Annotated in this window: 8 protein-coding genes; 1 reads left to right on the top strand and 7 read right to left on the bottom strand. The window is 37.6% G+C overall.

The annotated features are described in order from the left end of the window. Positions 1-10: 10 nt before the first annotated feature. Together BLQ66_RS07200 and BLQ66_RS07205 are read right to left on the bottom strand one after the other, a co-directional pair. Positions 11-1693 (bottom strand): hypothetical protein, encoded by a 1683-nt coding sequence (locus tag BLQ66_RS07200; protein WP_074521600.1) that lies wholly within the window; start codon positions 1691-1693, stop codon positions 11-13. Positions 1694-1924: 231 nt separating this feature from the next. Then, complete coding sequence (locus tag BLQ66_RS07205) at positions 1925-4435, bottom strand: bifunctional diguanylate cyclase/phosphodiesterase (RefSeq protein ID WP_074521601.1); 2511 nt, start codon at positions 4433-4435, stop codon at positions 1925-1927. A gap of 193 nt (positions 4436-4628) precedes the next feature. Here BLQ66_RS07205 and BLQ66_RS07210 point away from each other — a divergent pair, with 193 nt between their 5' ends. After that, complete coding sequence (locus BLQ66_RS07210; protein WP_074521602.1) at positions 4629-5948, top strand: dihydroorotase; 1320 nt, start codon at positions 4629-4631, stop codon at positions 5946-5948. Positions 5949-6097: 149 nt separating this feature from the next. Here the strand turns inward: BLQ66_RS07210 and BLQ66_RS07215 are convergent, their stop codons facing one another. The 5 genes from BLQ66_RS07215 to BLQ66_RS07235 form a co-directional block, all read right to left on the bottom strand. Then, positions 6098-7909, bottom strand: coding sequence for a peptide ABC transporter substrate-binding protein (locus BLQ66_RS07215; RefSeq protein WP_074521603.1), 1812 nt, complete (start codon positions 7907-7909; stop codon positions 6098-6100). Between the two features lie 368 nt (positions 7910-8277). Beyond that, positions 8278-9264, bottom strand: a complete 987-nt coding sequence (locus BLQ66_RS07220; protein WP_074521604.1) for an ABC transporter ATP-binding protein — start codon at positions 9262-9264, stop codon at positions 8278-8280. Next, positions 9257-10249 carry an ABC transporter ATP-binding protein gene (locus BLQ66_RS07225; protein ID WP_074521605.1) on the bottom strand — a complete coding sequence of 331 codons (993 nt, stop codon included), beginning with the start codon at positions 10247-10249 and terminating at the stop codon, positions 9257-9259. The genes BLQ66_RS07220 and BLQ66_RS07225 overlap by 8 nt, the downstream gene beginning before the upstream one ends. Before the next feature lie 17 nt (positions 10250-10266). Continuing rightward, positions 10267-11340: an ABC transporter permease gene (locus tag BLQ66_RS07230; RefSeq protein ID WP_027430815.1), complete on the bottom strand. Its 1074-nt coding sequence runs from the start codon at positions 11338-11340 to the stop codon at positions 10267-10269. A 43-nt stretch (positions 11341-11383) separates the two neighbouring features. Beyond that, positions 11384-12313: an ABC transporter permease gene (locus BLQ66_RS07235; RefSeq protein ID WP_074521606.1), complete on the bottom strand. Its 930-nt coding sequence runs from the start codon at positions 12311-12313 to the stop codon at positions 11384-11386. Between the last annotated feature and the right edge of the window lie 214 nt (positions 12314-12527).

A 12527-nucleotide genomic window follows, 5' to 3' on the forward strand; every position in this document is an offset into this window, starting at 1 on the left:
TTTACAACCTCTATTTCTTCTTAGTTTTCTTTGAAAATACAGTAAATCTTAAGACTAATAGAATAATTACTACTATTACTGCAACTACTGGTAATATAAAATCAGCGTGGGACTTAACTGCCTCAGTGATTGTAGATGCATTTTCCTCATTAGAAAGGCTGGTATCTTCAGCTAAAACTTCCTCTTCGTAGTCATAGTCAATATAGACGTTTCGCTGATTAACAGTGTCTACGCCTTTCTTAATGCCTGAATGCTCACTTGTGGCTTCCACAAGAACTTCCCATTCATCAACGTTTACTTCGTAAAGAGTGTAGTCTGTGTTAAAGCTATAACCTGTAGATGTGTATGTCACCTTTGTATAGCCAACACTTATTGGGCTTGGCTCAATGATTTCTTCTGTCTTTACGGCTGTGCTTCTGTCTCCTTCTGGATAGAGATTTGTGTCGTATTCAAAGATTTCATTTCTTACAAAGTCCTGATAATAGTTTGTAGCTGCTGCAAAGGTCCAGTTCATGACTTCACCAATAAGGCCTTTACAGTAGGCTCTTCTATCTGTATTGTCTTCAAAAAAAGTAATAGTACCTGTTATTGAATTTCCTGTAATACTGCCTTCATAGACGGTAGTTCTAGGATAGAGAATATACATTCCCACAAGACCACCGCTATGAACGTAACCGTGGTCTGAATCGTAACCATCAATGATTACAGTACAGTTATCAATATCAAGGTAGCCTGCGCTAAGGACGCCACCTAGGAAGTTTTCATCCTTAACTTCCTTGTCTGTATCTACTGAAACTAATGTCACATTTATTCTACAATTATTAGCACTACCATTGCCGTAGCCAACTAAACCGCCAACACCGTTCATTACAGCGCTTGTTTCAAGTTCTACATAACCATAGATTTCGCAGTTATCGATCTTGGCATTTTCTGTGATACCAGCAAGAATTCCAAGCATGGCATGATTTTCTGACTTTATTGTTACATTTGCCCCAATAAGTCCTAAATTTGAAACGCTTCCTGAGAGCTTTCCAAAAAAGCCTGCGCTATAAGTATCATAAGTCTTATAGTTTCCATCGTAAGTAACAGTTGTTGTGCTTGATAGGCTAGTTACCTTTAGGTTGTAGATTACATGTCCATTTCCTTCAAAAGTTCCTGCAAAATCCCAAGGCTGCCAATCAACTTCTGACATATCAAGGTCAGCTAAAAGGATGTACTTGCCATCTGTATGACTGCTTGCCTCTACTAGCTCTTTAACTGTGCGGATTGGCTGATAGCCGTTAGCTAGTGCTTCATTTTCATCAACATTAGTAATGATTTCGTTATTGCTTGTTTCATAGTCACAAAAGAAAGCGTTAGCACTAGTTGTACTTGACTGAGCGTTTGCCCTCTGTCTTTCTTCTTGACACTTCTTTAAATCTATAATCTTTCTTCTATTAGAGCCTCTACTTGTGTTTCTATCTAGTCTTTCTAGGCCTTCAAGATGCTTTGCCTCTTTTTCCTGATAAGTCTTATCTAGAACTTCATTAGTTGCTAGATTCTCTTTCCTATAAAGCGCCTTCTCCACCGCGTAAGGCACGGCGTAAGTGGCCCCAAGGGCAACTAGTAAAACTAGCATTGTAACTCCAACTGCTAGTAAATTGGCTTTTGATTTAAATATTCTTTTCATTGCGGACTTAAATTTTTTTATCATATTGTGACTCCCTCCAAATAATTGAATTATACTCCATTATTTATTCACATCCTATGTATTTTATCAAAATTTAACTAATTATTAAATAGTTTAGGAAAAAAATAAAAATGCCGCCATACACATACACTTGCATGACGGCATTAATCTATAGATAAGTTGCCCTTAGGAGGGTCCAACTTTTCCACGCTATTTTGATAGAGCTAAAATTAGCTTGTAAAAGTTTAGAGCAATTTACCCTTCATCAGCCCTTACGGACTTTCTGATAATGTTAACTATGAAGTTGTCTAGGTTCTTCATATTTGAAAATTTATCTACGTCGATATTTAGATAAATTGTGGATGGCACGTTATCTATTCTTCTTATATTATAGATTTCTTCTCGGATTTCCTCTATTAATTTTTTGTCTTCTTCTTCGTTAACTACAGTTTTTAGAATGACAAAATGATCTCCTCCGATGCGGGCTAAAACCCCTGTGGTGCCTATCTTTTCTTTTATCTTTAGAGCCACCTCTTCTAGTACTCTAATGGATAATTTGTGTCCATTATTATCAATAAAATGTCTAAAATCCACAATATCTATATAGAAAATATTAAAATCGTAATGGTGCATAATATAGCTATCTACAAACTGTTGGGCGCTATCAAGGAGGCCCTTCATATTTAGTGCAATGGTTATATCGTCTCTATAATCCTGGTCTCCTAGGCCTTTTGCCCTGTCTCCTACTTCAAGGAAATAGCCAATTAAGCCTTCGATTTTACCATCTCTATAGTATGGCATTTTACTTGCTTTAATATTTCTAATGGAGCCATTATTAAGGCAGGTTCCTGTAACCGAATGGGTTTGGATGCCTTGCTTTAAAATGTCTTCTTCGTCGTTTTTAAATTTCTCTGGGTCAATGTGCCAGCCCATGTCCTCGTCATTTTTTCCTATGACATTATCCTGGGACTTAAAGCCATAGTAATCAAGAAAGGCTCTGTTAACACCTACAAAGCGTCTGTCCTTGTCCTTCCAGAACATGCCAATATCTGTGTTTGAAATGAAATTCTGCCATAGGTTGGCATCTGTAAAGGTCTCATTCTTGATTTCAAGGCCGTGTAGCATTTTCTCCAAAGGCACATTAAGAAGGTCGTTTCTCTCGATTATGTAAATGCAGGAAATGACGCGCTTCTTGTTATTGGTACTAGCAAGAATCAGCACGCCCTTGCACCACTTGTACTCTCCTTCAATATCCCTAGTTCTATAGAATAGTTCTAGCTTGTTGTTTGGGGCTTTTATAAGTCTTTCATACATGGTGCTAACATCATAAAAATCAAGGAATTGCTCTCTATCCATAGGATATACGTGTTTATTCATAAAGAGAAGTAGATCCTTGCTACAATCAGAATCATCATTTCGATCAACATTTTGAATATTCGTGTAAATATTCTTGATTCTCTTTTTTTCAATATCTATAATGTCCACATTTGAAAAGGCATTGTAAATGGCGCTAATATCGATACTTCTGTTGTAGAGGCGAAGCATGTCTTTGTTGTTGCTGACGTTAATAAATTTAGTGGCATAGCTTCGTCTTTTATTCTCCTCGGCGATTTTACAGATTCGAATGATACAGAAATTTTCTCTGAAAATGTGGTCTACCACGCATTCTTCGTTGCCTTCCTCTACTGTATTTAGCATGAATTTTATCTTTTTTCTAAGTAGGTTATTGTCGTTTGATAAAATGCCTTCAAGCTCGTCAACACTACTAATCCCAACGCTTTGTAGCTCTTCAAGATATTTTTTATTGTAGTATTTAATGGCTAGGGCTCCGTCATCTACTTCAATAATTGCAAGGGATTCTATGTTATCTGTGGCTTCTACTTTTCCCTTCTTAGCATTAATAAAGTCGTGGGCTGGAGTCTGGCTTAAAATGTTTAACCTAGCAATATCATCATAATACTTTAGATTTATGTGCTCTTCACATTTAAAACCACGTAATCGCAAATAGTCTTTTACATCTACCCCTGGCATTGGTTTTCCAATATAGAAGCCTTGGATTTTATCGCAGCCTATTTCTCTTAGGAAATCGTACTGTTCCTTAGTTTCTACACCTTCCGCTAGAGTTTTTACACCTATGGTTTTTAGCATATCTATCATGAAGCGGACGATTTGCTTTGCCTTTACTGTGTTTAGTTCAAGGAAGCACATATCAATCTTAACTAAATCTAAGTCGAAGTCTTTTAAAACATTTAGGGATGAGTACTCGCTTCCAAAGTCATCCATCCAAACTTCATAGCCTTCGCTTCTGAGTCTCTTTATCTTATTTTGAATAAATTCCTTACTTCTTCCGGCTGTGGATTCTGTGATTTCTATATTTATCATGTCTCTAGGGACTTTAAATTCTTTAGTATTTTCTTCGAGAACTTTGAAAATGTCTGTCATTTCGAAATCTTTGCGCGAGAAATTAAGAGATACTGGCAACAATATCTCTCCGTTTTTATATGCTTTATCATATTCGATACACATTTGCCTAATTAAATAGCTATCTAGCTTATAAATTAATCCTTCCTCTTCTAGTACTGGAATGAAATTGGCGGGTGAAATTAGTCCTAGTTCGTCATCTTGCCAACGAGCTAGACCTTCCATTGCGCATATTTCTCCTGTGAGTGCCCTAATTATCGGCTGATAATATAGCCTTAGTTTCCCCTGCTTTAAGGCATCATCGAAGTTGTCCAATACAAACGTTCTCATATCCTCACTGTTCATAATCTGCCCCTATCACTTTGTATATTCACGATTCATAGTGTATATATTATACCATTAATTTATATATTTTACAAATATATATCAGCGGAGATTTTCCTTGTTTAGTTGAGATTTTTTGAGCTTTATTTATCATTATTTTTATACCTTTATTCAGTGGCTTATGGTATTATTTCTTTAACAGGAGGATGTTATTATGATTTTAATTAAAAATGGTAGGGTCGTGGACCCTGTTACAAATACTGATGAAGTGATGGATGTCTTAGTTGAGGGCAAGAAAATTGTGAAGCTGGCTAAGGAAATCAAGGAAGAGGATGTAAAGGCTGGAGTTTACGGGGCTTGTGAAAATAGCGGGGCTAGTGCTGGGCTTGAGGTCATCGATGCCACTGGTCTTGTGGTGGCTCCGGGCCTTTGTGATGCTCATGTACATTTTAGAGATCCTGGTTTTACTTATAAGGAGGATATCGAGTCTGGGGCTAAGGCAGCTGCAAGGGGCGGTTTTACAACTGTTATCCTTATGGCTAACACTAAGCCTAGTGTGGATAATTTAGAGACTCTCAACTATTGTATCAAGAAGGGGGAGCAGACTGATATACACATTTTACAAACTGCTAATGTTACTTGCGGCATGATGGGCAAGGAGCTAGTGGATATGGACTTACTGGCTAAAAACGGAGCTTGTGGTTTTACTGATGACGGTCTTCCACTTATGGATGAGAAGGTGCTTTATGAGGCTTTAAAGAAGGCTTACGAGCTTGATTTACCGGTTTCTCTTCACGAGGAAGATCCTTTCTTTATTAAGCATCCTGGTGTAAATATGGGTGAGGTTTCAAAAAAGCTTAACTACGGTGGGGCTTCTAGAACTGCCGAGGATATTATGGTTTCAAGGGACTGCGTGCTTGCTCTTGATACTGGAGCTAGTGTCTGCATTCAGCATATTAGTTCTGGTAATTCTGTGGATATTGTTCGTGCTTTTAAGAAAATGGGGGCTGATGTTCACGCAGAGGCTACTCCTCATCATTTTACTTTGACTGAAGAGGCTGTGCTTAAATATGGCACTAATGCTCGTATGAATCCTCCACTTCGTACTGAGGAGGACAGACGTAGAATTATTGAGGGTCTTAAGGATGGCACTATTGATATGATTGTTACTGATCATGCTCCTCATTCTAAGGAGGAGAAGGCAAGAGAGCTTGCTAAGGCGCCTAGTGGTATCACTGGTCTTGAGACTAGTCTTTCTCTTGGTGTGAAGTCTTTGGTTAAGACTGGTGAGATTTCTATGATGAAGCTTATTGAGCTTATGAGTACAAATCCTTACAAGTTCTATCGTATGACTCCTGCTTCTATTAGTGTTGGAGCGATTGCTGATATTGTTATCTTTGGCGAGGATGCTCTTTGGACTGTTAAGGAGGAGGAATTTGCATCTAAGGCTTCTAATTCACCTTTTATAGGCTGGGAATTGCCGGGTAAGGTATTCTTTACTATTTGTAATGGTAAGGTTGTTTATAGGGGCTAAGAGAGGTCTTGGTGAATAGATGTTGTGAGACCTGAATGAATTTCGAAGGATTTTGAGTTTGCGGGGCTTGTGACATTTTCATAATAAGAAAAAAACCTAGCTAGTTTACACTAGCTAGGCCTTTTTTATTTATTGGCTTAAATATTAAATTAATCTGCGTATGTTACGTACATAAAGTACTTGAAGCCAAGTGGTGTTGAGAAGAAGCCTTCTACTGAATCATCAACCATGTAAAGATCTGTATAGAAGTATAATGGTGTGATACATCCTGTAGACATTAACATATCTTCTGCCTTGTGCATTAATTCATAACGAACTGTATCATCTGTACAAGACTTGATGATTGAGATGAGCTTGTCATAAGTTTCTGCCCATGTACCATTTGTTACATTTAAGTCATAACCGTATGATGTAAGGTCTAATGAGTAAGCCTTAACATCTGCGTTGTCGCCCTTACCAAACTGAACATCATTGTTACCTGATGCTGTTGTCCACATATCAAGGAATGTGATAGGGTCGTTGTAATCAGCTAACCAACCGTTACGAGCGATTGAGTAATCACCTGACTTACGTGTTGTTAAGAATGTTGCCCATTCCTGGTTTTCAAGCTGAATATTTACACCGTAGTTAGCGAGTGTACTCTGAACGTATTCACCAATTGCCTTATGACCTTCTGATGTATTGTAAAGGTATGTAAGTGTTGGTACGTCAGTGAACTTCTTTGTTGACTCGTCGTATGTGTAGTACTTCTTTAATGTTTCAACAGCTGCTGTGCAGTTATCTGCATATGCATCTGCTGATGTATCAAAGTAACCATCGTAAGAATCTGAATCACCTGCGTTCTCATAGAACTCAGAACCATCAGCTTCTGTGATACCCATAGCTACGAATGATGAAGCAGGAACCTGACCGCCCTGAGCGATACCTTCTACTACATAGTTTCTATCAAGTAAGAGTGAGAATGCATTTCTGATTTCAGCTTCTGCTTCTGTCTTTTCTGTTCCTGTTAATGTGCTTGTTGATGGAAGTAACTCTTCGTTAATGTTCCAGCATACATAGTATGTACCAAGCTGACCTGCAACTACAAATTCATCAGCGTAGTTTGTCTTTAAGTTTTCGATTTCGTTTGTTGGAACGTCATCGATTAACTGCCAGCTTCCGTTCTGGAAGTTTGTTAACTGGTTGTTAGCATCATCTGATAAATAGAAGTTGATTGTCTTCATTGTAACTTCGCTAGCATCAACATAGTTATCATTCTTTGTAACTGTGATGAGTGAGTTGTGACTCCAGTCTGTTAATGTGTAAGCACCATTACTTACATATGTGCTAGGATCTGTTGCCCAACTTTCGTTAGCTACAACATCTTCTCTTACTGGGTAGTAGCAAGGGAAAGCAAGTAATTCGTTCCAGTAAGGAACTGCATTTGAAAGTGTTACTACTAATGTCTTATCATCAGTAGCCTTAACATTAAGCTTTTCGCTTCCTGTTGCATCGTCTGCCCAAACTTCATCGTAACCGTCGATTACATCAAACATGTAACCATAATCAGCAGCAAGTGCTACTGAAGCAGCTCTGTTCCAAGCAAATTCAAAATCCTTAGCTGTTACAGCAACACCATCAGACCATGTTAAGCCATCTTTTAATGTGTATGTGTAAGTTACTGTACCATCAGCGTTCTCAACGCCGTCTACTAATTCTTCAGCTGCATCAGCTACAAGAACTGCCTTTCCTGAATCGTCCTGCTCCCATTTTGCAAGACCTGAGAAAAGGTGTGCTAATACTGTACCACTATCCACAGCAGAGTTAAGTGCTGGATCAAGTGTCTGTGGTTCTGATCCGAGGCAAACATTGATTTCATCTTTGTTTGTTACGGAACTCTTGCTTGCGCCTGAGCAACCAGAAAGTACTGTTGTTGCTACTAAGCCGACTACAAGCATAAGTGACATAAGTCTCTTCTTCATAAATCTTTTCCTCCTTAAGGTTGTAAATGTGTGTATCATAAAAATCCATAGTCTACAGCAGATTAATCAACTATGAATTGTATGACCTAATTGATAAGTTTCCCCAAACTTTTTTTAAATTAATGATATTATATCATCTTTTTAATTGTATATCAAAAATAATATTTCTATCTTCAATATTTATGATTCTAATATCTTTTGTATGCTTTTTGAAAATGTGTCAAATTTGCGGTTGTGATACATTTTCATAACAATCTGACATATCGGTTTTTATGTCTTGATTGTTAGTTTTTGCATATAGGTTTTTATGCATTTTCATAATCTTGTTATGCTAGCTTTCGCTAACACAACAAGACTATGTATTATTATTAGTTAATTTCGCCAACTCTATGACAAGCTACGAAATGTCCTTTTGATACTTCCTTAAACTCTGGCATGCTTTCAGCACAAGCTGCTGTGGCATGTGGACATCTTGTTCTAAATGGACAACCTGATGGTGCATTTAGTGGACTTGGGATGTCGCCTGATAATACGATTCGCTGATTCTCTCTTGCAATCTTTGGATCTGGAATTGGAACCGCACTCATGAGTGACTTTGAATATGGGTGTAATGGTCTCTTATAGATTTCATCAGCGTCTGCTAATTCTACCATCTTTCCTAGATACATTACGGCAATTCTATCACTTATATGTCTTACGACTAAGAGGTCGTGAGCGATGAAGAGGTATGTAAGATTTAACTTATCCTGTAATTCTTCAAACATATTGATTACCTGTGCCTGGATTGATACATCGAGGGCTGATACAGGCTCATCACATACGATGAACTTAGGATCTACAGCTAGGGATCTTGCAATACCGATACGCTGTCTCTGACCACCTGAGAATTCATGGGCATATCTTGATGCGTGCTCACTGTTTAAGCCTACATAGCTCATTAACTCAAGAATTCTATCTTGTCTTTCCTGCTTTGTCTTATACATCTTGTGAATGTCTAAAGGCTCAGCAATAATATCTGATACTGTCATTCTTGGGTTAAGTGAAGAATATGGATCCTGGAATACCATTGTTGCTTTCTTTCTGAATTCCTTAATATCCTTCTTTGTCTTAACTTCCTTACCATCAAACCAGATTTCTCCGGATGTTGGCTTATAGAGATTTAAAAGTGTACGTCCAACTGTTGTCTTACCGCAACCTGACTCACCTACTAAACCTAATGTCTCGCCTTCTTTAATAGTAAATGATACATCATCTACAGCCTTTAGAGGCTTTGTCTTAAAAGCGCCAACATTTATATTAAAGTACTCTTTAAGGTGCTTTACCTCAACGAGTGTCTTTGCATTATCATTACTCATTAACAGCACCGCCTTCCTTTAACTTCTTAACGTTCATCCAACATGCAGCCTGATGATCAGCATCAATCTGCATTCTTTGACATTTCTCACGTAAACAAATCTTTAATGCCTGTTCACATCTAGGTGCAAATGCACATCCCTTAGGCATATTAAGAAGGTCGATTGGTGTTCCTGAAATTGGCTTTAATCTTTCCCCTGAGTTTGCATCAGTTGGGATTGAACGAATTAAGCCTTTAGTGTATTCGTGACATGGGTTATAGAAGATTGCATCTGCTGTTCCCTGTTCACATATTGAACCTGCATACATTACGATTACTTCGTCACACATCTGTGCTACAACACCTAAGTCGTGAGTAATCATGATGATTGCCATGCCTAACTTCTTCTGGATGTTCTGCATTAATTCAAGGATCTGTGCCTGAATTGTAACATCAAGGGCTGTTGTTGGTTCATCGGCAATAAGAATATCTGGTTCGCAGGCAAGCGCCATAGCGATCATTACTCTCTGTCTCATACCACCTGAGAATTCATGTGGATACTGCTTCATTCTCTTCTCTGGCTCGTTTACATTTACAAGAGTAAGCATCTCGATTGCTCTTTCTCTTGCCTGTTCTTTATTACGGTCAGTATGAAGAAGGATTGCTTCCATAAGCTGCTTTCCAATTGTGTATGTTGGATTCAAGCTTGTCATTGGATCCTGGAAGATGATTGAGATCTTATTACCTCTAATTGTCTTCATTACGGACTCACCAGAATTAACTAATTCTTGTCCTCTAAACTTTATTGATCCAGATACAATCTTTCCTGCACCTGCTAAAATCTGCATAATTGAATATGCTGTTACAGACTTTCCGGAACCTGATTCACCTACGATACCAAGTACTTTGCCTTCGTCAAGGTTAAATGATACTCCGTTTACTGCCTTAACTTCACCGGCGTCTGTAAAAAATGATGTATGTAAATCTTTTACTTCTAATAAACTCATCTCAAAACGCCTCCTATTTACTTATTTAACTTTGGATCAAATGCATCTCTTAAACCATCACCAAAGAGGTTTAATGATAGAACGATTAAGGAAATAACCACTGCTGGAATAACCATTCTATATGCATATGATGAAATACCATTTAAGGCATCTGATGCAAGTGAACCTAGCGATGGCATAGGTGCATTTACACCGAGTCCTAAGAATGAAAGGTAACTCTCTGTAAAGATAGCACTTGGAATCTGAAGGGCTGTTGAGATAATTACTAAGCTGATGCAGTTAGGTAATAAATGCTTTAGGATTACCCACTTACCCTTAGCGCCTGCAGCCTTAGATGCTAGTACGTATTCTTGCTCTCTAAGAGATAAAATCTGACCTCTAATTAATCTGGCCATTGATACCCAATAAAGTAAACCGAAAACGATAAATAAACTTATCATGTTGGAACCGAGCTTTTCAAGCGGTGTTCCTTCTAATGCTGTGGATAATGTTACTTTTAATACTGATGATAATAAAATTACCATAAGTGTATCTGGAAGTGAGTAGATGATATCAACTATTCGCATGATAATCATATCTATCTTTCCACCAAAATATCCTGAAATTGAGCCAATTGTTAAACCAATGATTAATACGATAATACTTGCAAAGAAACCTACTGCAAGTGAGATTCTTGTTCCGTATACAACTCTGATGAAGTAATCTCTACCCTGAGAATCTGTACCAAAGATGTGTGGGAAAATCTTTTCGCCTGCGTCAATTCTTGCTAATTCTGTCTTTCCGTATTCGAATGGCTTTAGGTTATTATATGATGAATCTACTGCCTGTCCTGGTGTGTTACCAAGCATTGTATCATATGAATATGGCCATACCATTGGTAAGAAAATTGCTGCTAATGTTATTATTACTATTATAAAAAAACAGACTGTTGCGACTTTATTCTTTAAGAGTCTCTTTACACCATCTTTAAAGAATGTTGAAGCTGGTCTCATCTGAACGATATAAGACTTCTCGTCTTCTGTCGCTGTTTCGAAATCGTCTGCCATGTAGTTTTCCATGTCAATCTGATTGTTAAATGGGTTCTTCGACATAATTTCACTCCTTATTCCAATTTTATAAACTATAACTTACTAATTAATCTAAGTTAATTCTTGGATCTACGATCTTGTATAAGATATCACTTACTAAGTTCATAATAACGATTAATGTTGCAAGTACAATTGTTGTACCCATAATCATTGTATAATCTCTGTTAGTGATTGAGCTTACGAATGCTCTACCGATACCAGGAACTGCAAAGATCTGTTCTACTACTAGGGAACCTGTTACAATACCTGCAAGCATTGGTCCAAAGTAAGTAATTACAGGAATAAGGGAATTCTTTAATGCGTGTCCGAAAATAATCTTAACGCCGGATACACCCTTAGCTCTTGCTGTTCTAATATAGTCCTGACCTAATACGTCAAGCATTGATGATCTAGTAAGTCTTGTAATATAAGCCATTGGATAAAGTGATAATGTCACGACTGGTAAAACAAGGCCGTTTGTTGCTGCACCATTAGCTGGGAATAATCCTAACTTAATTGAGAAAATAGTTAGGAGTAATGTACCCATGATAAATGATGGCATAGATACAAATGCCGTAGTAATTACCATGATGATTCTATCAAATATACTATTTCTTTTAAGCGCTGCCACTGATCCTAATACAACGCCAATAATAAGTGCGATGAATGCTGCTTCAAGTCCTAATCTTGCTGATGTCTTTAAGCCATCTGAAATGATATCAACAACTTCTCTACCCTTCTGCTTTAAAGAAGGACCGAAATCGAACTTTGTAACAACGTCCTTTAGATAAGTTACATACTGAGTTGCAAGTGGCTTGTCTAATCCATACTTAGCCTCAAGTGCTGCTTGAGCTGCTTCTGTCATGGACTTCTCTCCCTGGAATGGGCCACCTGGTACAGCATGCATTACGAAAAATGTAACTGTGATTACTACCCATACAGTTACTACTGCTAATAGCAGTCTCTTTAAAATGTACAGTAATGTCTTTGAATTCATAATTAACAACTGCCTTTCCGATTTTTTTATTGTGCTATTCTAAAAATCCACGAGTTGGACCAAAAGCTATAGCACGCCATTCACTATTTAAAAATCAATTTCAAAATAACATTGGTTATTTACTCATTAATTTAGCCATAGATATTAATTTGTGAATGTGCAAGTAAATGTGTTGTTTTGTAATTTTGTTTAAAAATAGTCAAATGTGTGTTTT

The sequence above is a fragment of the Lachnospira pectinoschiza genome, from assembly GCF_900103815.1.
Lineage (GTDB): Bacteria > Bacillota > Clostridia > Lachnospirales > Lachnospiraceae > Lachnospira > Lachnospira pectinoschiza_B.